Origin of the sequence: Cohnella abietis, assembly GCF_004295585.1 — a bacterium.
GTDB classification, from domain to species: Bacteria; Bacillota; Bacilli; order Paenibacillales; family Paenibacillaceae; genus Cohnella; species Cohnella abietis.
Window position 1 is genome coordinate 841,429 of record NZ_AP019400.1, and the last position, 21,380, is coordinate 862,808.

Consider the following 21,380-nt stretch of genomic DNA (forward strand, 5'->3'; position numbering starts at 1 on the left):
GGTGGCAGCAGGGGACCCGTATATAGGGGTTCCCTGATTGTGTTTATTTTGGAGGGGTATACAACATGTCTATCACATTTCCCAACCGATTGGTTGGTATCCTTGTCATTACGGTGCTCATCCCAACCTTGCTGATCAATCTCTTTACTTTTACCTATATAAAGAAGGAGATGCAATCAGATGCTGCATCGTGGCTTCAAGGGATGACAAGAAATACGGGGGAGACGATGGATAGCTACATTCAATTATTGAATGGAATCACCAGAAACCCTGCTTTCGATTACACGTTAAATAATATTTTGGAAAGACACTTGAATAATCAGGAAGGTCAATTAGGCTATTCTTTCGAGGAGACGGCTCAAATTAATGGATCGCTAACGATGATGCGTGAAACAGATCGCAATAAAATCGTGTCTATTGAAATCTATGACCGTAACGGGAATCGGTTTCTCTTGGGTAATAGAAGTGGTGGAACCAATTCGGATTGGATAGAAAAAACCAAAGAGCTTGAAGGAGCTACTTATTTGCTACCACCTTTCCAAGGTGAAGACGGTAGGCCAGTGTCTGCCATTTCAAGAATGCTATACAATCCTCAAACCTTTCATGAGGTGGGCATGATTCGTATGTTCTATAGGTTAGACTTTAGTCTGGAACCAGATAGCGACTTGCTAAGCCGTGGCGGGAACCTCTATTTAGTGGATGATCAAGGGCAGGTTATTTTCGATCTACAGCAAAAGTGCTTAGGTTGGAAATTATCCTCTTGTGTCGGATCGGACCATTTCCAGAGCAGCTATGTATCGGCGATTACGAAATGGACCTTAGTGACTGCCATGCCGAAAGATCAGCTTTTCATCAAGGTTAATCAGACCCAAAAGGTTATTCTGGTCATTAACTTATTTTTCTTTATTATCGCCTTGTTCATTATTGTAAGTGTCAGTTATCGGATGTCTTCACCTATCAAACGGTTAAGCAGGTTAATGCTCACCGCGCCGAAGCACCATTTTAACATCGATATACCAGATACGAAAAGAACAGATGAGATCGGTATTATGACGACAAGTCTTCAATATATGGTTGACCATATTCATGAGTTAATTGCGGAAGTTATGTCTATCGAGCAAAGACGCAAGACATCTGAGATTGCCTCTTTACAAGCGCAGATTAACCCTCATTTTCTGTACAACACATTAAGTATGATTGTGATGCAAGCGGAGATAGACGGCAATTATAATATCTCTACGATGGGCTCCAAATTAGGAAGACTGCTCCGTTATTCCATTGGTAAAGAAAAGGAATGGGTAAATGTACAGAAAGAGTGTGAACATATTGGACTTTATATGGAGGTTATGAAATTCCGATATCCTAAGCTGGTCTTAGAATTGCAGATAGATGATAAGGTTCTAAATTGGCGAATGATCAAGTTATTGCTACAGCCGATTGTTGAGAATGCCATCATTCATGGGATCGTTCCCAATGGACAAGAAGGCACCATTCGGATTGAAATGAAGGAGCTGCATATTAACGGAGATGAGAGGCTTCTTATACGAATTCAGGATAATGGAATCGGTATGGAAGTTGATCAGCTTCAGGATATTAAAGATTCGTTAATAGGTATGGGAGGGCTAACGAAGGAAAGCATTGGCATACGAAATGTTTATGAAAGAATACACCTAGCTTATACGAAAGGAAGAGTTCATTTTGACATCGAGAGTAGTATCGGACAAGGAACTATCTACACCATCGAGCTTCCTAAGGTGGCAGATGAAGTTATTGATCGTAGATGATGAAGAGCTACTGCGCACAGGCTTATGCAAAATGATAGAGCGAATGGAGCTTCCTATCACCGTAGTAGGCGCGGCTTGCGACGGTGTTGAGGGCTTGAAAATGATGGAGATAGATGAGCCTAATGTTGTTTTAACCGACATTCGCATGCCGAACATCGATGGCTTGGCGCTTATCAGAAAACTCTCAGAGCAGTACCCTAGGGTACGCACCATTATTCTTAGCGGGTATGATGATTTCGATTATGCCAAGCAAGCGATTAAGCTAGGATGCAAGGATTATCTAGTTAAACCGCCAGACTTTGCAGAGCTTAGCGAGCTGCTTAGCGCGATATACCAGGAATTCTCTCAGGAGCGTGAGGAGCTCATCCAGTTGAGCCAGAAAAACGAGCTCCTAGTCCGCAATCAATTGTTACTGCAAACCGATTATCTTCGAAAGCTAATTTCAGGTAAACCCAATGCTTCAATCAGTGAGATAAAGGAACAGGCAGAGAGGCTAAACATTAGTTTCCTATCAGATGCTTATAGACTTGCGATACTTAATTTCGAAAATCGCCATGAATTACTCCAGAAGTACACACCTAAGGAGATTGGCTTATTACAATACGCTTGTTGGAATATTACGTCGGAGATTACACAGGGAGCACCATGCTTCTATGATGAGCTGGAACAGTTAATCATTATGCTACCGGAGAGTTATTCCTACGAGGAAAGCTGTGAGAAGCTACAGGAAATACGCAAGAGTATTACCCATTATCTAGGTTTGTCTGTTACCGCTGTGCTCTCAAATTTCTACTCCCTTCAATTAATGAATGAAGGATACTCCGAAGCTAAACGGCTACTAACCTTACGTCTCTTACGCGAGAAGAGCGTCCTGATTACTGTAAGGGAAGCGCGCGCCCACATTAATGAAGATATTCAGCCACTTATGCAGCCACTTAGAGAGCTGCAGCTGCTTGACACATACAGCGATATCGAGCGCCAATTGAAGCAATGGGTAATAGCTGTGAAAGGTTCAGCGTATACGCCTGCAGCCTTGGAAAGGCTTAAGCAAGAGCTCCGGATAGCGTTAATTGTGCTAGTTCGTAAATTATCTATACAAGAGGATAATTTGGGAGATCATGAAACTATTAAATGGCTTGAGCAAATGGATATGGCCGATTCCTTTACGGATTGCATCAAGCCTGTTCTTCAGGTAATCAATCAAGCAAATAAACAACAAGAGACTCATAGCCCCTACCAGAGTCAGTCGGTGGATAAAGCCATCGCCTTTATCCGCGCTAACTATAACCAAGATATCAATCTGACTATGATATCAGAGCACGTGAATAAGAACCCAGCCTACTTCAGCGTCATGTTTAAGAAGAAGACAGGTTTAGGCGTGATCGAATATCTTACGGATTTCCGGATGGAGTTAGCCAAGAAGCTACTTGTGGAAACACAGATGAAAACCTATCAGATTGCTGAATCTACGGGATACAATGATCCTGCCTATTTCTCGAACACCTTCAAACGCCACAGTGGCACAACTCCACAAGAATATCGAAATTCAGCGACTATAGATTCTACAAGAAATCCATAGATCGTCTATTATCCCCCTTTCCTTTTGTATTTAGAATGATAGTACGGTTGTCAGGATAAATACAGGAGGAAAGTGGATGAAGTACTTAAAGAAACACGGCGTTGCATTGTGTTATACGTTGCCCGCTGCGATTATTATTACCGCGTTTTTTATAACCTCGATTTTGTATACCTTCTATGTCAGCTTCACTAACGATAATGGGCTGGGTGCTCCCAAATGGGTAGGGTTTGAGAATTACGTTAACATATTTCGAGACTTAACGTATATTACCTCGCTGAAAAATACCTTCATATGGGTTGTTGCAACATTGGTATTTCCGGTAGGGCTTGGATTGCTGTTTAGTGTCCTGCTGCAGAATATCAAGGGTCAGCGTTTTTTTAAGAATATTTTTTATCTTCCTTACGCCATGTCCCTTACTGTTGTGGGAGTCATTTGGGTTTTTCTGTTCTCGCAAACTGGAATTAATTTTTTGTTGAATAAAATAGGCATGGAGTGGCTTGCGATGGAATGGTTGAGCACTCCTCCTTACAATACGTATGCTATGATCGTCGCTTCGGTCTGGCAAGGAACCGGAACGAATATGCTGTTATTCCTCATTGGATTGGGCGCCCTGCCTAAAGATCCCTTCGAGGCAGCTTCCATCGATGGTGCCAGCCGGCTGCGCACTTTCTGGAGCATCACGCTCCCTTTGCTGAATCCGATAACAATAGTCGTTATGGGGATGGCCTTAGTAAACAGCTTCAAAATATTCGATCTTATCTGGGTCATGACTATGGGGGGGCCATATCGTTCATCTGAGACGCTTGCAGTCACGATGTACAGAGAATCCTTCGTGCTGTTTCACTTTGGACAAGGCGCGGCAATCTCCATTGTGCTGACTATCGCATCTATTGCCGTATCTTGGTTCTATCTCAGGAAAACGATAGTAAAGGAGGCTTAACATGAATAGGCTCGCTAGAATCTCCTCGTACAGCTTAATTATCGTGCTTGCGGTTGTATGGGTGCTTCCAATTGGACTAGTGCTCATGAACGCAACTAAATCGTTCCAAGACTACACGCATGGAAATATGTGGACATGGCCTCAATCGTTCCATCTGTTCGCGAACATGAAAGAAGCCCTGAACATGGGGAATCTGGGTCGTGGAATGCTGAACAGCTTTTTGTACAGCTTCTTAGGTGCAATTCTAAGTATATTCATTGCAGCGTTAGCCGCATTTGGAATTGTTATATTGCGCCTAAAAGGTGGGTTTTATTGGTTCCTGCTCATTTACAGCGGTACAATATTTCCTTTCCAAATGTACCTGGTTCCCTTGTTTAAGGGTTATCAGAAGCTAGGGATCTACGATACCTTCTGGGGCATGCTTCTGTTCTATATAGCAATTGCGATCCCTTTCTGTCTATTTTTGCTCCGCAATTATATGACAACGATCCCTTATGAATTTATTGAGGCGGCACAAATAGATGGATTTAGAAGCTTCGGTATATTTTCCAGAATTATATGCCCTCTCCTTATCCCGCCGATCTCTGTGCTCATTCTGTTTCAATTCACGTGGATTTGGAACGATCTCATATTCGGAATGACCTTAAGCCGCTCAGAAACCGTTCGTCCTGTTATGGCTGGCCTATCGACCATGCAAGGGATGTTCTTCCGCTCTGGTATCACTACATTGATGGCGGGAATCGTTCTAACGTCTATACCGACCTTAATCTTATTCTTTGCTCTGCAACGTAACTTTATTAAAGGAATGCTACTAACTGTTAAATCATAGAGGAGTGAATCTCGGATGTTGAATTACGATAAAGAGCCGTTTACGAGAATTAAAGATTGGAATGAGCAAGCATGGAGAGGTTATGAGGCTATTGCCAAAGAGATTTTCAGAAGTGTGAATGGACAATTGAAAAGCATAATAACGATTGAATGTTATCCTGCTGTTCGAGTGCAGGAAATTGTTAAGGGCTTGCTGGTTAACCTTCAAGAACCGAATGTGAAGGTTATTGAATCAGAAATCGCAGCTAAATCTATTAACGAAGTAGAAACGATGATTAGTCGCTTCCTTACAGATGACCGGGTATTCGGGTACATGGCTCCCTTTGGAATTGAGGAGTTCTATGATAAAGACAAGCTGGAACAGCTTCGTGCTGAAGTTAATGCCGTATCGAAAGGTATCGTAATCGTTATCGGGACAGGAGCCTCCTTAATTGCCAAAGGCGATTGCACCATCTATGCAGACTTGGCTCGTTGGGAAATTCAACAGCGATACCGTAGCCGTGAGTTTGGCAATTGGCTAGTCGATAATCAAGACGAGGAAATTCTTCGTAAATATAAAAGAGGATTTTTTATCGAATGGCGTGCCGCTGATCGGCTCAAACGTTCGTTACTGCCAGAGTCTCATTACTATCTGGATACCAACCAGAAGGATGATCCGAAGCTTGTTAGCAAGGAAGCGCTGTTCGATAGCTTTAAGCAAATGATAAGCCAGCCTTTCCGCCTCGTGCCTTATTTTGACCCTGGTGTGTGGGGAGGAAATTGGCTACAGGAGCATATCGGCTTAGAGGAACAAACGAACCCGTATGCGTGGGGCTTTGACGGCGTACCGGAAGAGAATAGCGTTTACATGCTGTTCGGTGATATTCGTCTTGAAGTCCCTTCAATCAATTTAGTTTTCTTCGAACCGACTGCTTTGTTGGGGGAGCGAGTCTATGCAAGGTTCGGTGCGGAGTTTCCGATTCGCTTCGATTTCCTGGATACGATGGGCGGAGGGAATCTCAGCCTACAGGTTCATCCACTTACCGACTATATTCGACAGACATTCGGGATGAACTACACGCAAGACGAGAGCTATTATATGTTGGATACCGGGCCGGGGGCAAATGTATACCTAGGATTGAAGGAAGGTATCAATCCGCAGGAGATGCTAGCAGATTTAGAACGGGCCCAAGCCGGAGAAGCCTCGTTTCCTGCTGAGCAATATGTAAATGTGTTCCCGGCTAAGAAGCACGATCACTTCTCGATTCCCGCAGGAACAGTCCATTGCTCGAGTACGAATGGGATGGTACTGGAGATTAGCGCGACTCCATATATCTTTACCTTCAAACTATGGGATTGGGACCAGGTTGGATTAGATGGCAAACCTAGACCGATCCACCTTGAGCATGGTGCCCGTAATATCAAGTGGGATCGATCGACGGAATGGGTGGAGAAGGAATTGATTAATCCCATCGTACTGATTGCGCAGGGGGACAACTGGTCGGAGGAGAGGACGGGCTTGCACGAGACTCAATTTATTGAGACGCGTAGACATTGGTTTAAGGGAAACACACCTCACCACACGAACGGCGGAGTACAAATTCTGAATTTGGTCGAAGGCGAAGAAGTGATCGTTGAAAGTCCGACGAGTGCTTTCGCACCGTTCGTTGTCCATTATGCAGAAACCTTCATTGTACCGGCAGCAGTAGGGGCTTATACGATTCGTCCTAGTGAAAGAAGTATTGAAGGAAATCATGGCACAATCAAGGCTTTTGTACGACAGGGGTAAGGTGGCTGAGAAGATGATCATCACCATTGATTTCGGGGGAACGAATATAAAAATTGGTCTTGTGGACCAAGGAAAGATCGTGGGACGTTCGAATCTCCCCTCGTATTCTGATAAGGGTATGATCGTCCGATTATCGGACGTAGAACAAGAAATTAAAGTGTTATTGAAGAGGCAAGGCAGCTCCATTTCCGATTGCTCGGGTCTTGGAATCGCAACGCCAGGTTTAGTTGATGTAGAGAACTGCGTCATTCTATCGATTAATGAGAAATATTCGGATGCAGTGGGCTTTAACTTTCAGGACTGGGCGAGGGAAGCCTTCTCTTTACCCATGGTGCTTGAGAATGATGCTCGTGCTGCATTACTTGGAGAAATCGCGTATGGCGTGGCAGAAGGTGAGAAGGATGCTGTCCTCTTAACTTTCGGAACTGGAATTGGAACTGCCGTGATCATGAACGGACAAGTGGTGAGAGGTAAACACTCTCAGGCGGGGATATTAGGCGGGCATTTCACAACAGATGTATATGGGAATGAATGTAATTGTGGCAACCTAGGATGCTTGGAAGCACAAGCTGGCCATTGGGCATTGTCTTATTCTGTTAAGCAACATCCGACCTATTTTAACAGTGTATTGTCTAAGTGTTCAAGTCTGGGATACAGTGATATTATAGAGGCTGCTCAGCAAGGTGATCAGGTAGGGGTCGACGTATTGGAAGGCTTACTGAACCATTGGAGCGCGGGTATCGTAAATATGATTCATGCCTATGATCCCGAGACTGTTATCTTAAGTGGTGGATTAATGAAAGCGAGCGACTTCATTGTTCCGATTTTACGTGAAAGAGTTAGACAGAGAAGCTGGACGCCTTGGGGCGATGTAAAAATGGTCGTTGCCAATGACCCTGATGTTTCGGTTTTGTTGGGATTAGCTTCGCTGGTTTGCGAGGAATGACATAGGATTGAGGTCAGCCAGAAACTTCTGGTTGGCCTCTTTTTTGGTGTGCCACGCATGGCGATTAACTAGGTGGTGAAAGTCCGCTATAGGGGGTTGTAGTTACCAACCGCTAGCCTCGAGCTGAAGTATAAGCAATTGGAGGCAAACTCTTAATCCGCTCTTAAACTAGGCAGGCTATTATGTTATTATTTCCGCTGGATTCTATGCGAATGAGGCGGGACGGAGTAAACTTAGGGAAATGATTGCGTTGTCGGCAGTGTCGGAAGGGGGAAGCGGGATAGACATGAGTAGACCAAGGTTTTTACAAGCAGCGTGGATTGTAATTGTTATAATAGCTATTAGCTCAGTCTTGATCGCAGTTCCGGCGTATGCAGGCACATCCGAGAGCAAACCCGCCGTGACAAGAATAATATGGGACTCTTATTATTACGGAGGCGTACCGGAAGGGCAGGTGCCTGGTCAATGGCAGCCGTTCGCATCGATAGATTCCGATCGTGAGGGCGCGAAAGCGGGCGAGGAACTGTGGCTGAGAGCGAAATTGCCTTACCAAAATAACTCTACTAACCAGCTAATGGTTTATTCATACGTAGTTAAACCCTATGAGATATCCTTGTTGGTGGATGGCAAACCGGTCTTTGCATCGGACAAGCTTCTGCCTCCGGGCTTTATTTCGTGGAAAATCGTCGCCTACGAGGCCGGAGCAAGCGATCAGGTGCTGCTTGCGCGCCTTTCTCCGCATCACAACTTGGAGAAAGGCTTTGAGGTATGGTTAGGAGGTACATCCGACCTAGCGCTTAAGCTGATGCGGACGGAGGCGCCGATGTGGGCCGGGGCTATCGTGCTAGCATTGTTGTGCGCGATTTCGTTTGTTTTATATTTATTGTATCGCAGCCAGGTGCTGTTTATTTATTTTGCCGTATTTTTCGCCAGCATTGCTATCGACTTAACCGTTCTGTGGGGGGGATGGCAATATGCCATCCGCCCGGAGTCGCTCATGACTTGGGGATCCGTCATCCACTTGAATTGGTATATCGGTCATGCCAGCGGCATTCTGGTCACTCATGCGATTGTCGGCACAAAAGGAAGTAAGTGGATACGGAATTTAGGTTACGCGGTTATGTTTTACGGGATTGTTGCCTTAGCTGGATGGTTATTATTCGGGGAACGAGTGCAGCTGCTGTTCTATCAGCTATTCTACGAATATATTTCGCCGGGTCTTTTGCTCGTTCTGATCGTTGTGCTGTTCCGTGCTCTTAAGCGGCGAAGGGATGCGGAAATAAAAGTATTCGCGATCGGCAACGTGCTATTCGTGGGAGGGCTTGCTTTCGGTCGAGCGGTGAGCGGGCAATTCGGACTTTTCCCTTCGACGCAAACACTGTTGACATCGCAGCACGCGCTTGCCCAAATTAGTTGGACCTTTATCGGCTTCGGCGGAGCACTGTGCTGTCTCGGTATTATTATCATCATGCGCCTGCTGCGCATGACACGGCTTCATTCCACGAACATGGCACTCCAGAAAGTGAACGGTGAGCTGCAGAATGCCAATGAGAAATTATCACGCATCGACGATATTCGCAGCAATATGTACTCCGAGGTAAGCCATGAATTAAATACGCCGATAACGGCGATCAAAGGTTATGTCCAGCTTATGTTAAACGGCACGATACCACCCGGTGAAACTCGTTACCTACAAGTGATTCATGATAAAACGTTAGTCATGGAGCGAATGGTTGACGATATGCTGGAAATTGCCAGGCTGGAAAATAAGCATATTAAATTCGATTACGAGCTGCTTCCCTTTTCGGAGTTCTTTGAGCACCTGTGCAGCAAGGTGCAATTGGATATGCTGGAACAAGGCTTTGTTTTCATATGGACGCCTCTTCAGGATGAGTCTGAGCGATCGGGACGAAGCGCGGCAATATATGCCGATCCGATGCGCGTGGAGCAAGTCGTAGTAAATATGTTGTCGAACGCTCGTAAATTTACGCCCGCGGGCGGCGTTATCCAAGTTGAAGCAAAGATTGATGAGTCGGAAGCTATGAAAGAGAAAGTAATCATTCGGATCAGCGACAGTGGCCACGGAATCATCAAGGAGGAGCAAGAGCATATTTTTGAGAGATACTATCGGGGACAGGCGGCCAAGACAAGTGAGGTTACAGGAACCGGGCTTGGACTGACGATTTGTAGGGAGATCATGAGCGCGCACCTTGGAGAGATCGGACTTGAAAGCTCATCCGACTTCGGGAGCACTTTCTACATCTGCTTTCCGTTGCGATTTGTTGATTTGCGGGAGCAGGAAGAAGCGGGGGAAAAGTAGGAGACGGAGTAATGGCCAGTCTCTTTTTTTTGCGCCAGCTTGTATGATGAAGGTATAAATGACTTGGATTCTCTTAATCTACTCTTAAACTGGCTCCACTACGCTATACAAAGTGTCCGTGTCATATCTGAACGTATTTCAAACGATTTTATCGAATATAAACGGAATGAATAGGGAGAGGAAGGTACTGAATATGTCGGACACGCACATTATGATTGTTGAAGATGAACGCGATATTCGTGAATTGCTACGGTTATGCGTGGAGAGCTGCGGGTATCGCGTGACGACCGCCGGAAGCGTTAGAGAAGCACGCGCGCTGCTTGATCAAGAAATTCCGAATTTGGCTTTGCTGGATATTAATCTTCCCGATGGGGACGGGATGGGACTGTGCGCCGAAATCCGCAGTCGCTCGGATATTCCGGTTATTCTGGTTACCTGCCGCAAGGAAGGCGGCGATATCGTAGCCGGTCTAGAAGGAGGGGCGAACGATTATATCGTAAAGCCCTTTGACGTCGAGGTCGTGAAGGCACGTATTCGGACGCAGCTGCGCAGTTATGCCTATTGGAAACAATCGAATGACAAGAACGGATTGCGCAACCATGATTTGGAGATCGATTTGCAGGGCTGCGACGTTAAGATTGGAGGAAAGACGATCGGATTATCCGCCAAAGAACGTCAGCTGCTTCTCTTTCTAGCGAATCATCCTAATCAGGTATTCAGCGCAAGCTTGCTGTACGACCGCATCTGGGGGCTGGACGGGACGGGCGAGGAGAATACCGTGAGCGTTCATATCCGTTATTTGCGCAAAAAATTGGAGAGTAACCCTTCCGAGCCTAAGTATATTCAAACGGTTCGCGGCTTCGGTTACAAGTTCTGCTGGACGGAAGATTGAGCACACTGGAGGATACGAAGTGAAAAAGCTTACCTATATTCTACTATTTCTGCTATTTGCCGAGCAGTTGACGGGCTATAGGATCGCTAACGCGGATAGCGCGCAGGCACCATTAACGGTGCGGTCTGTTGCTGCGGGCAATTATGTAATGCTAGCCCTAATGAGCAACGGGACGGTCATGTCCTGGGGGAGAAACATCGAAGGACAGTTGGGCGTAGGTGCGACGGGCAATCGCGGATACGCTTCGGTAGTCAAAGACGGGAACGGTCAACCTTTATCCGACGTTATCGCGATATCCGCGGGATCGGGTCATTCGATCGCGCTTAAAAGCGATGGGACGGTCTATTCTTGGGGCACCAACTCAGCGGGGCAGCTTGGTCGTAGCGGTACCACGAATGTAGCTATCAAGATCACAGGATTCTCCAATAAGAAAATCACACAAATATCGGCGGGCGAATCTCATGTCGTCGCGCTTGACGAAGAGGGTCATGTGTGGGCTTGGGGAAGTAATATATACGGTCAGATCGGCAATGGAACAGTGACGACTATGGTTTCGACTCCTGTTCAAGTTATGGCGTCCAGCTCCGTCGTGCTTGGCGGCATTAAAGCTGTAGCGGGAGGGCAGCTTCATTCGCTAGCAATAACCGACTCAGGCGAAGTGCTGGCCTGGGGAATGAACACCAATGGTCAATTGGGGGACGGGACGCAATCGACTAGAGCCTATCCGGTATCGGTTATTGACGGGAACGGTGACCATCTATCCGGGGTGAAGCTGTTGTCGGCGAAGGGTTATAACTCCCGTGCGCTTAAGGCGGATAACACGCTGTGGGCATGGGGAGACAACTCCAAGGGGCAGCTTGGAACAGGCGATTACTCCTTTTCAACCAAAGCCCTTCCCGTTCTTGGAGCGGACGGCCAACCTTTCGGCGATGTGAAGGATATGGCTGCAGGATTTCTACATACCGTTGCGGTAAAAAATGACGGAACGTTATGGACGTGGGGCTCCAATAATAATTCGGGTACAGCAACCTATCAATTAGGAAGAAGCTGGAGTCAAATTTCGGATCCGTTGCCCGGTCAAGTAACCGAAACCGAAAGCGGCGATCCGGTTACCGACGTGGCAGCGGTCGTTGCCGGCAACGCTCACACGAGTATAGTCAAGAGCGATGGCTCCGTCTGGAGCGTAGGTGGTAATCTTGCCAATGTATTGGGAGGCAACCGTCCCGAGACCACATTCATACAGAAGCTGGCTCAAATCACCTTGAGTACAGCTACGAGAACAAAATGGTCTGCGGAATCGGCAACCTCCGCAAGAGCTGGAGATTCTGTATCGGTTACCTTGCAGCTATTTAATAATGAAGGCAACGCTCTTAATATTGCTACCGACAATGTACAGATGACTGCGAGTCGGGGATCTGTCGGACCCGTAACCTATGCGGGTGCAGGAAAATATACCGCGCAATTCAGATCCGAATCTGTGGGGAAGAGCGATATTACTGCTACGGTTAACGGTTTGGCATTTTCTACTAAGATAAGCGTGCAGGTAGCTCCCGGAGCACCAAGCGCAAACATGTCTACCCTGATTGTAACGCCGAGCCAGGAGGTTACCGCCGATGGGGCCAGCTTCTTTAAGCTGACTTTGGAGCTCAAGGATGCATTGGGGAACGCCATGATATCGAGCGTGCCGAATGTGTCATTAGGGGCCACGCGCGGAACGGTAGGTGCAGTAACCGAGCTTGGATTCGGCCAATACGAGGCTCGATTGACTTCCACGGAAGCGGGAGCGTCCACGGTGAGCGTCTATCTCGACGATCTTTCTTTGGGACTCACCGCGGGAGTGGTTTTCCGGTCGGGCGATGCCGATGCAGGTAACTCTGAGCTGAAGGCGGATTCCGGACCGGTTCCGGCCAATGGGCAGAATACGGCGACAATTGCATTGAAGCTCCACGATTCATTCGGCAATGCCTTGACGCAAAGCGGGGGTGAAGTGGAATTCGTTACAGACTTAGGGGAAGTCGGTAGCGTGACGGAAACGACCTATGGCCGGTATTCTGCGCATATCTCGTCACATATCGCCGGCAAGGCTACAATCCGGGCCATTCGCGAGGGGACTCAGCTGGGGCAAGCGGTTGAGATCGATTTTGTTCCTTTCGTAAAGCGGATCGCTTTTGGAGCGGAAGAGTATGAGACATTGACAGGAAAGACCGTTGCGACGACGGTAACCGCTTATTACTGGAATGGGGAAACGGAGAATGTGACCTCTCAGACCACGTTTGTCGTATCCCATCCGACGATAGCCTCCGTTAACGCCAGTGGCGTCGTGACCGGATTGAGTCCGGGCAACATTACGTTGATTGCGCAGTTCAAAGGAATCGAGACGACCGTTCCCGTAGTTATCACGAGGGTTGTTCCCAACCCTGACCCCGATCCAGACCCCGGAAATTCCGGCGTGACAGATCCAGGGACAGATCCGAAACCGGGGAATCCCGGCGGGAAAGATCCAGAGACAGATCCGAAACCAGGGAATCCCGGCGGAGGTAGTCCTAATCCGTCACAGCCCGACACGGGAACGAAGCAACCTGTATCTTTTACTGATGTATCTGGTCACTGGGCTCACTCGGCCATTGTTCTAGCCGTGGATAAAGGGATCGTTGCCGGCTACCCGGATGGAACCTTCCGTCCTCAAGAGCAAGTAACTAGAGCCGAATTCGCAGTCATGCTTGCAAGAGCACTCGGGTTAAACAAAGGTAAGCCCGAGGAGCAGGTCCGACACGGCAATGAAACTTGGCCGACCTGGGCTAATGCTGCGATCGGAAAGCTGGTGGATATCGGGGTTTTCCAAGGGTACCCAGGTGGCAACTTTGATCCGAGCCGTAAAATGACCCGAGCGGAAATGACTGTTGTTATCTACCGCGCCATTAAGTTTGCGAATCCGACGTTTAAGGGCGACGGCCAGACAGCAAGTCATTCTTTCGCCGATGCCGACAGCATTCCGTTGTGGGGGAAAGAAGCGTATGAAGCGGTTATTAGCGAGCAAATCATCGTAGGCGATGCCCATAATAAGTTGCGTCCAATGGACCTCATTAATCGCGCGGAAGCAGTTACGATGTTATTACGTTTGTTACAAAAGGTATAAGGAAAGGTAGTGCTAGCCTGAATCGGCAAAAGCCTCATGCGGAAGTCCCGCTTGGGGCTTTTGCCGATCTAGAGAAGAGATACTTTCAGGGTTGCTTGTTTGCTCTTAACGGTAGCTCTTAAGTATAGTAGGAGTATGTTGATTGTTATCTAAAAATAGAAAAGGTGCAGTCCGTTAGTGGAAGCAGGTGCAAAATGATGAGCGAGGTTCCAAAGGTTCCGATACACAAGCAGATTACCGATATTTTTCGGATTCTTGCTTTTTCTTACAGGGAAATAATTATTTTCGAGCTTCTATATAAGACGCTAACGTTATTTATTTTTATTCCGGCCATTTCATCCATATTTCGTGGACTTCTTCGCTTAGGCGGGTTTGCCGGAGCTACCAATTACGAGCTGCTGCAATTTGCGATGAGTAAGTATGGCTTGTTATGCATGCTGATTCTGATTCCTATCGCCACATTACTGATTTTTTTAGAGTTTTCGGTTCTAATTATTCTCTCGTATCACGGTCAGAAAAGGCAGCGAATCGGGCTTATTCCTGCGTTTTTACAGTCACTTTCCTATCTTCCGTCTTTGTTCAAATATGGATTTCTAGGATTGGTAATCTACTTGCTGCTGTTTCTTCCGCTTGGAGCGGGGGTGGGCGCTTCGCTATTGCCTTCTTTGGAAATTCCGAACTTTATCTCGGGCGAGCTTGTAAAAACAGGCGGAGGAATACTGCTGCTGATCGGCGTGTTGGGAGTTATGTTATTTTTCAATGCTCGCTGGATCTTTTTGCTTCCTATTGTGGTGATCGAGGGGGCGGCAAGCTTTCGGAAGGCGGCGAAAAAAAGCGCTGCACTTCTTAAAAAAAGATATATCCGCATAACAGTGGTCATTGTGTCGGTAGTACTGTTGTATCTGCTCGTTGTCATGCTGCTGATGATAGTCATAATGGGAGCTGTGGGCCTTTTATACTTCCTGTGGGAGAAGCAGACGGTATTTGCTGGCGTTGTGAGGGGAGTTGCTTTGAAGAGTAGTATATTATCCCTCTATCTGGCCTCACTATTTGTTATTCCACTGTACATTACGACAATTACCCGGTTATACATGGTTAAAGCAGACCCCGATCATGCCGTGCTACATCTTCCTGAGCCGAAGAGCCGGGAGGAACGTTCCATTCAGAATCAGGGATTGCTGCAGAAGCATAAAAGAAAGCTGATTGTACTCGGCTCAGCTACTGTCTTTGCATCGGCACTTTCTCTACTGCCAGCCATTGGTGAAATTCAGATAGCGGATCATAAAGTTGAGATTATGGCTCATAGAGGATACATTTCCCAAGGACCGGAAAATACGATCGAAGCCATACAGGGTGCTATTGAGGCAAAGGCGGATTATGCAGAAATTGATGTATTGGAAACCAAAGATGGGGAACTTGCTGTCATACACGATACCAACTTAAAGCGTCTGACAGGTATCCATGCACAGGTGTATGATCTGACAATGGATGAATTACGAAAGCTGCAAGTGAAGCAGGGGAATTTCACAGGACGAATTAGTAGTCTGGCAGAAGTGATGGATAAGGCCAGAGGCAAAATAAAGCTAAACATTGAAATCAAAACACATGGCAAAGAACAAAATCTGGTGGATACATTCATCCGGATTGTGCGTGATAATCATTTTGAAAATGAATGTATTGTGCAGTCGTTAGATTATGAAATCGTGCAGCAGGTCAAAGCCGCGGCGCCTGAGCTTCAGGTGGGATATATTATTTTTGCCGGTGTTCCGGATATGGGGCGAATTCGTGCCGATTTTGTCGTTATGGAAGAATATATGGTCAAAGAATCGGTCGTTGCTTCGGCCAAACGGCATAACAAGCCTCTCTATGTCTGGACAGTAAATAACACAGAAAGCATGGGACGTTTTTTCAGCATGGGTGTCGACGGTATCATAACAGATTACCCCGAGGATGCGATTTCCGTTGATGATGAGCTTAGAAAGAGTCCACTGTTGGTGTTGACCCAGTGGTTTAATAATTTGAAATTTTGAGTGTTAGCCATAACCGGAAATAAAGCCTCATGCGGAGGTCCCGCTTGGGGCTTTTACCAATCTATAGAAGAGATTTTGGGTTAATGGAGTTAATTTATGGTGTTAAAGAGGGGAATAACATAAGGGGGAGCAGTATCTAAGACGCTAACGCTTCATTCGTAATCTTTGCAATATCGATGGGGGATCTTGAGCCTTCACTAACCAAATCGGGTAAAATATTTTCCAGAAAATACTGAACGCAATGAAGCTTGATTTTTTTTATTTTGATAAGAGCGCTTCGATACATCACGACGAATTCTTTCTCCGTATTCCCGCTTTGTAGCTCTGCAAAGGCCTCATAGATTTGATCCATTTTATCAGCAACCTCTAATATTTGCCCTTCAACGGAATCGTCTTTGCCTTCGCGTAGCTGCCTGCGGAATGTAGGTTTGAGATCCTCTGGGATATGCTCGTCAATGAAATGAGTGATCATTCCTTCTTCTACTTTTTGCAGCATGGCCCGCAGCTCTAGTGAATAATGCTTCACAGGTGTTTTAATATCTCCGATAAAAATTTCACCGTAATCGTGACTGCTTGTTATTTCGTATAGCTTTTTCCAGTCCACAGTGACTCCATTGCTTTCTTCAATATCCGCCAATGTTTTGGCATATTGAACAACCTTCCAAGAATGAGCGGATACACTATGTTCCTGGAACTTGAATTTACCTGGGCAACGAATAATTCGTTCTAAATCGGTCAGCGATTGGAAGTACGTATGAATACCCATATTTTCAGTTCCTTTCTCAGATGAATGTATGGTAAGTTGCTTTACGTTCAGTATACAATCTATTTGTTATTGGATTATTAACTCCATAAGGAAGTTACTGGGGAGGCCAACAACGCCATTAAATAGTGGGGAGTAAGTATAGAGTTGAAAAGAGAAAAGGAGGAGAAGTTATGCGGGTTATTGCGGCACCTGATTCATTTAAAGGCTCGGCATCAGCGGATGAGCTATGCGCTAGCATTTCACGGGGGGTGAAGCGGGTATACCCTGATGCTATCGTGTCTATGCATCCGCTGGCAGATGGAGGGGAAGGAACGGCAGAACTATTAGTTCGCTCTACGTTCGGAACCTGGAGGGAAGTTACGGTTTCGGATCCGCTAGGCAGACCGGTTCAAGCTGCTTACGGTGTGCTTGGTGATGGCAAGACGGCTGTTATCGAGATGGCGAGAGCGAGTGGACTTCCTCTGCTGAAGGACGAGGAGCGGAATCCACTGGTTGCCTCAAGTCGGGGAACAGGTGAGCTTATTCGCAATGCGTTAGACATGGGATTCAGGAGCTTTATCATCGGTCTTGGTGGAAGTGCCACGAATGATGGGGGCATGGGGCTACTTCGTGCGCTTGGAATGGAATTTTACGGGGCGGATGGAGAACGATTAGCGGAAGGTGGAGGCTCGCTTAGGGAGTTAGTCCAATTCGATGAGTCAGGCTTGGATACACGACTTACGGAATGCAGCTTTAGGACAGCGGGAGATGTCACGAATCCGCTAGTTGGTCCCAATGGTGCTTCCGCAGTATTTGGTCCACAGAAGGGTGCTGATGCAATAGCAGTTGCCCGCCTTGATGAAGGTTTGAATAAACTTGCAGATCTGATTTTTGCGCAGAAAGGGCTGGAAGTAAGGGAGATGGAAGGCGGAGGGGCTGCTGGTGGAATAGCGGCTTCATTAGCGGTATTCCTGCATTCCGAAATTCATCCGGGAATCGATCTTATTTTACAAGCGACTGGGTTTGAGGCTGCCTTGGAAAATGCCGATTTTGTCGTGACAGGAGAAGGCAGACTGGATGAGCAGACCTTATCAGGTAAAACGATAGCTGGTGTCTGCCGATACGCCCGAAAGTATGGAGTACCTGTACTGGGGATTTGTGGAGGCAAGGAACTAACGGCGAATGAGCTTGATGAACTGGGTCTTACAGCTGCATTCTCAGCAGTTCAGGGACCATGCTCCCTACAGGAAGCAATCCCTCGAACAACCGAATGGGTTGAAGAAACGACGCTGCAGCTATTTCGCTTAGTTCGAGCGACTGGTTTCACGTCTCGTCACTAACAGTTGGGCGCAACTTGAGGAGATAGTGCACCGTGGATGACACGGTAACAAACTGCAAAACCTACAGCCTACTGGCTGTGGGTTTTGCACGATCCCACAGCCGCACACCTTACTAGCAAACTCCCGCTTCACCCCCGCCCCCGCTCTAGTCAGCAAAAAGTAACAATAGAGAACTCACCGTTCACTAACACCCCCGCCAGCCTGCAAAAAGTAACAATAGAGAACTCACCGTTCACTAACGCCCTCGCCAGTCAGCAAAAAGCAGCAATAGAGAACCCACCGTTCACTAAGTCCGCCTACAGCCTGAAAAAAGTAACAATAGAGAACTCAGCGTTCACTAACACCCCTGCGACCCTGAAAAAAGTAACAATAGATAGAGAACCCACCGTTCACTAACACCCTCGTCAGCCCGCAAAAAGCAACAATAGAGAACCCACCGTTCACTAACACCCTCGTCAGCCCGCAAAAAGCAACAATAGAGAACCCACCGTTCACTAACACCCTCGTCAGCCCGCAAAAAGCAACAATAGAGAACCCACCGTTCACTAACGCCTCCGCCGGCCCGGCAAAAGCAACAATAGAGAACCCACCGTTCACTAACACCCCCGCCAGCTCGCAAAAAGCAACAATAGAGAACTCAGCGTTCACTAACACCCCTGCGACCCTGTAAAAAGTAACAATAGAGAACTCAGCGTTCACTAACGCCCCCGCGATCCCGCAAAAAGAAACAATAGAGAACTTACCGTTCACTAACTCCGCCTACAGCCCGCAAAAAGTAACCCCCCGTTCACTACCGCCCCCGTCAGCCGACAAACTGCACCAATAGAAGCGAGCCTCCATCCCGATTCACTCCACTACTCCATAACGCGCAAGCGCCTTAGAAGCGGACTCTTTCATCCGACGTATGAGTTTATCGCCCTCTACAATTCGTACCCGCATTCCTAGAAAACGAACTTTAGATAACAGGAATTCACTTTCATCTGCTAGGAATGTAACACGAAGCCGATAGGTATTCGAATCTTCCTCGTAGTTAACTGTTTTCTCGAAGCAAGAGAAAGCATACAAAATACGAGACAGCTCCTGATTGTATGTTTGAACAATCTCAATGACAGCTTGCTCCTGGCGACTGTCAAGCAGATCGGCAAGCTTTACTTTCAGCATTCGGGCATGAGCATCAGGTAGCGCCACTTCTTCAATGGAGACGATGTTGAGAAGCTTCGATGACATTAGCGTGTGATGTCGGGTGTTGTACCAGATTAAGTACCATTCTCGCTTTATCATGGAGTACTCCAGCTTATAGGGAAACCCAGACTGATCCGTTTTTACACCACCATGTTTAATTCGGTAGGAGATCCGTATACCTCCACTACGTATCATAATCCGGCGCAGAGTACGCAGAAGAGGATGATAGACTTGCTTCTCACGGCTTCTTGCCTTTTCAATGATGACTTCTTTAATATCAGTAGATGTTTCAGCCTCCAGCATCAGCTTTAGCTTTTCTAATGTCCCAGTTGTAAAGGCGTCGGAGGATGCCGGGTGCTCTAATAATGTTTTCAACCAACCCCGCTCCTGAGAGGTTAATGCTAGGGAACCTGCTTCGTCTAGGCGAGTGATGACCTGATAATTAAAAATTTTCTCAAACAGGTTCATAATAAGCTTGTATCTCCTTCCATTCCGCGATGAACTCCCGCCTTAACGAAGCTGGCTCCAGTACCTCACAGCTAGAACCGAAGCTGCGAAGCCACGGCTTAATCTCGAATAATCCATTAACTATAATTTCATAGAGAAAAGTAGAATCAGACTCTTCTGTAATCGTGCCCCACTGTCCTTGAGAAAGCACCCGTTCCTTAACAAAGTTGGGCCCAAAGCTATCGGGATTGTGGAATCGAGCAATGACCTTCATCGAACGGCCTGTATCGGTCACCCAGCTATATCTCAGTTGTTCCTCTAAGTTAGTAAGCTTATGTGCAAATTCCGCTTCCTCGACGGTATCCTCTTGCTCGATTTGTGTTAATCCTTCCATCCTGAACTTCATAATTCCTTGCCGAGAATTGTGAGCAACGAGGTACCACCGTCCGTATTGATGGTCGTATATGACACGAAGGGGAATGACGATTACTGCAACACCCTCCGTTTCGCGTTCGAAGAGTGGATTCGTATTTTTGGAGGCATAACTCTTCGTTCTTTTTGGCGATAGATAAAGAAAACTCAGCTTTTTTCTCTGCTGAATAGCTAGAAAAACAGTATATAAATGCGCTTCATCCAAAATGCGAGAATGATAGTGATACTTATAGAGGTAGGGCTCCACTACAGTCACATCCAAGCCCCTCTGCCGGAGTGCCTTTTTCAAATTATCACGCAGCAAGTATCCTTGAACGGATGGAACCTGCGTATTAGCCATAATATCAACAAAGTCATAGAGGTCGATAAGCTCATCATCGGATAATCGGGTCACTAAGTCATTTGCAGCTTTGTAGCCATAGGGACGACTACCCTTAGATTTTAAGATGACACCAATCTCTTCTAAATATTTAAGATCACCACGAATTGTTTTTTCATCAGGGAGAGAAAAAGTATCAGGCATATTTTCACTGCAGGCGTCCATCACCTCTAAGGTCGTCAGGGACTTGTGCTGCAGCGCCGTCAATATTAAGGATAACCGAATGCTTTCTGATTCCTTTAGGGATTTGGCACGAAAAAGAAAGAGGAGTAGCGGATCGGCAGACTCGTAGTAATTGTATCGCAGGCCCTCCGATAGCTCTTTTCCTTGATCCTGTGGGAGACGCTGATAAACAGTGTTCATAATTTCCTTGAGATTACGTAATGTCTTATCAAACGTATGTACGGATATACCGAGGCGTTCTGCGAACTGCTGTCGGCTGTAAGCACCGCCGGCGAGCGATAGCATGCGGAGGAATTGAATTTCTTTATCAAAGCTTTCCTTTGCCATTTGTGTTCCCCCAACTCTTTGCCGAACATGTCATTAAGACTATTGTAACAATGATGAATGTTGGGGGAAATGGAAATATTTCGAGAGAAATATAATCAGGCTTTTTACAGATGTGTAGGATT

At 46.6% G+C, this 21,380-nt stretch carries 15 protein-coding genes; 11 read left to right on the plus strand and 4 right to left on the minus strand.

Annotated features, from left to right (window positions below; all coding sequences use genetic code 11):
- Nucleotides 1-65: 65 nt before the first annotated feature.
- The 10 genes from KCTCHS21_RS03385 to KCTCHS21_RS03430 all read left to right on the plus strand — a co-directional run bounded on the left by KCTCHS21_RS03385 (nt 66) and on the right by KCTCHS21_RS03430 (nt 16,223).
- Nucleotides 66-1,784, plus strand: coding sequence for a cache domain-containing sensor histidine kinase (locus KCTCHS21_RS03385; protein ID WP_130605123.1), 1,719 nt, complete (start codon nt 66-68; stop codon nt 1,782-1,784).
- Nucleotides 1,762-3,363, plus strand: coding sequence for a response regulator transcription factor (locus KCTCHS21_RS03390; RefSeq protein WP_130605124.1), 1,602 nt, complete (start codon nt 1,762-1,764; stop codon nt 3,361-3,363). Before KCTCHS21_RS03385 ends, KCTCHS21_RS03390 begins: the two co-directional genes overlap by 23 nt.
- A gap of 76 nt (nt 3,364-3,439) precedes the next feature.
- Nucleotides 3,440-4,303, plus strand: coding sequence for a carbohydrate ABC transporter permease (locus tag KCTCHS21_RS03395; protein ID WP_130605125.1), 864 nt, complete (start codon nt 3,440-3,442; stop codon nt 4,301-4,303).
- A gap of 1 nt (nt 4,304) precedes the next feature.
- On the plus strand, nt 4,305-5,132 hold the full coding sequence (locus KCTCHS21_RS03400; RefSeq protein WP_130605126.1) for a carbohydrate ABC transporter permease: 828 nt from the start codon (nt 4,305-4,307) through the stop codon (nt 5,130-5,132).
- 15 nt (nt 5,133-5,147) lie between these two features.
- Nucleotides 5,148-6,899: a class I mannose-6-phosphate isomerase gene (locus tag KCTCHS21_RS03405; protein WP_130605127.1), complete on the plus strand. Its 1,752-nt coding sequence runs from the start codon at nt 5,148-5,150 to the stop codon at nt 6,897-6,899.
- 13 nt (nt 6,900-6,912) lie between these two features.
- On the plus strand, nt 6,913-7,845 hold the full coding sequence (locus KCTCHS21_RS03410) for an ROK family protein (RefSeq protein WP_157993935.1): 933 nt from the start codon (nt 6,913-6,915) through the stop codon (nt 7,843-7,845).
- Nucleotides 7,846-8,131: 286 nt separating this feature from the next.
- Nucleotides 8,132-10,165 carry a sensor histidine kinase gene (locus tag KCTCHS21_RS03415; RefSeq protein WP_162309257.1) on the plus strand — a complete coding sequence of 678 codons (2,034 nt, stop codon included), beginning with the start codon at nt 8,132-8,134 and terminating at the stop codon, nt 10,163-10,165.
- A gap of 193 nt (nt 10,166-10,358) precedes the next feature.
- Entirely contained in the window at nt 10,359-11,057 is a 699-nt protein-coding gene (locus KCTCHS21_RS03420; protein WP_162309258.1) for a response regulator transcription factor, read from the plus strand.
- A gap of 19 nt (nt 11,058-11,076) precedes the next feature.
- Nucleotides 11,077-14,193, plus strand: a complete 3,117-nt coding sequence (locus KCTCHS21_RS03425; protein WP_130605131.1) for an RCC1 domain-containing protein — start codon at nt 11,077-11,079, stop codon at nt 14,191-14,193.
- Between the two features lie 194 nt (nt 14,194-14,387).
- Nucleotides 14,388-16,223: a glycerophosphoryl diester phosphodiesterase membrane domain-containing protein gene (locus KCTCHS21_RS03430; protein ID WP_130605132.1), complete on the plus strand. Its 1,836-nt coding sequence runs from the start codon at nt 14,388-14,390 to the stop codon at nt 16,221-16,223.
- Between the two features lie 136 nt (nt 16,224-16,359).
- Here KCTCHS21_RS03430 and KCTCHS21_RS03435 read toward each other — a convergent pair whose 3' ends face one another.
- Nucleotides 16,360-16,989 (minus strand): YfbR-like 5'-deoxynucleotidase, encoded by a 630-nt coding sequence (locus KCTCHS21_RS03435; protein ID WP_130605133.1) that lies wholly within the window; start codon nt 16,987-16,989, stop codon nt 16,360-16,362.
- 170 nt (nt 16,990-17,159) lie between these two features.
- On the opposite strand from KCTCHS21_RS03435, the gene KCTCHS21_RS03440 reads away from it, so the two are divergent.
- Nucleotides 17,160-18,308 carry a glycerate kinase gene (locus KCTCHS21_RS03440; RefSeq protein ID WP_130605134.1) on the plus strand — a complete coding sequence of 383 codons (1,149 nt, stop codon included), beginning with the start codon at nt 17,160-17,162 and terminating at the stop codon, nt 18,306-18,308.
- 327 nt (nt 18,309-18,635) lie between these two features.
- Here KCTCHS21_RS03440 and KCTCHS21_RS03445 read toward each other — a convergent pair whose 3' ends face one another.
- From KCTCHS21_RS03445 to KCTCHS21_RS03455, 3 genes are all read right to left on the minus strand, one after another.
- On the minus strand, nt 18,636-19,058 hold the full coding sequence (locus KCTCHS21_RS03445) for a hypothetical protein (RefSeq protein WP_130605135.1): 423 nt from the start codon (nt 19,056-19,058) through the stop codon (nt 18,636-18,638).
- 96 nt (nt 19,059-19,154) lie between these two features.
- Nucleotides 19,155-19,958 carry a WYL domain-containing protein gene (locus KCTCHS21_RS03450; RefSeq protein WP_130605136.1) on the minus strand — a complete coding sequence of 268 codons (804 nt, stop codon included), beginning with the start codon at nt 19,956-19,958 and terminating at the stop codon, nt 19,155-19,157.
- Nucleotides 19,945-21,258, minus strand: a complete 1,314-nt coding sequence (locus KCTCHS21_RS03455) for a helix-turn-helix transcriptional regulator (protein WP_130605137.1) — start codon at nt 21,256-21,258, stop codon at nt 19,945-19,947. The genes KCTCHS21_RS03450 and KCTCHS21_RS03455 overlap by 14 nt, the downstream gene beginning before the upstream one ends.
- Nucleotides 21,259-21,380: the final 122 nt, after the last annotated feature.

Bases quoted from the DNA above. Each gene is read 5' to 3' on its own strand.
- KCTCHS21_RS03435 (WP_130605133.1), bottom strand. From the start codon at position 16,989: ATGGGTATTCATACGTACTTCCAATCGCTGACCGATTTAGAACGAATT.
- KCTCHS21_RS03410 (WP_157993935.1), top strand. From the start codon at position 6,913: ATGATCATCACCATTGATTTCGGGGGAACGAATATAAAAATTGGTCTT.
- KCTCHS21_RS03395 (WP_130605125.1), top strand. From the start codon at position 3,440: ATGAAGTACTTAAAGAAACACGGCGTTGCATTGTGTTATACGTTGCCC.
- KCTCHS21_RS03455 (WP_130605137.1), bottom strand. From the start codon at position 21,258: ATGGCAAAGGAAAGCTTTGATAAAGAAATTCAATTCCTCCGCATGCTA.
- KCTCHS21_RS03430 (WP_130605132.1), top strand. From the start codon at position 14,388: ATGATGAGCGAGGTTCCAAAGGTTCCGATACACAAGCAGATTACCGAT.
- KCTCHS21_RS03390 (WP_130605124.1), top strand. From the start codon at position 1,762: ATGAAGTTATTGATCGTAGATGATGAAGAGCTACTGCGCACAGGCTTA.
- KCTCHS21_RS03405 (WP_130605127.1), top strand. From the start codon at position 5,148: ATGTTGAATTACGATAAAGAGCCGTTTACGAGAATTAAAGATTGGAAT.
- KCTCHS21_RS03420 (WP_162309258.1), top strand. From the start codon at position 10,359: ATGTCGGACACGCACATTATGATTGTTGAAGATGAACGCGATATTCGT.
- KCTCHS21_RS03385 (WP_130605123.1), top strand. From the start codon at position 66: ATGTCTATCACATTTCCCAACCGATTGGTTGGTATCCTTGTCATTACG.
- KCTCHS21_RS03400 (WP_130605126.1), top strand. From the start codon at position 4,305: ATGAATAGGCTCGCTAGAATCTCCTCGTACAGCTTAATTATCGTGCTT.
- KCTCHS21_RS03440 (WP_130605134.1), top strand. From the start codon at position 17,160: ATGCGGGTTATTGCGGCACCTGATTCATTTAAAGGCTCGGCATCAGCG.
- KCTCHS21_RS03450 (WP_130605136.1), bottom strand. From the start codon at position 19,958: ATGAACCTGTTTGAGAAAATTTTTAATTATCAGGTCATCACTCGCCTA.
- KCTCHS21_RS03415 (WP_162309257.1), top strand. From the start codon at position 8,132: ATGAGTAGACCAAGGTTTTTACAAGCAGCGTGGATTGTAATTGTTATA.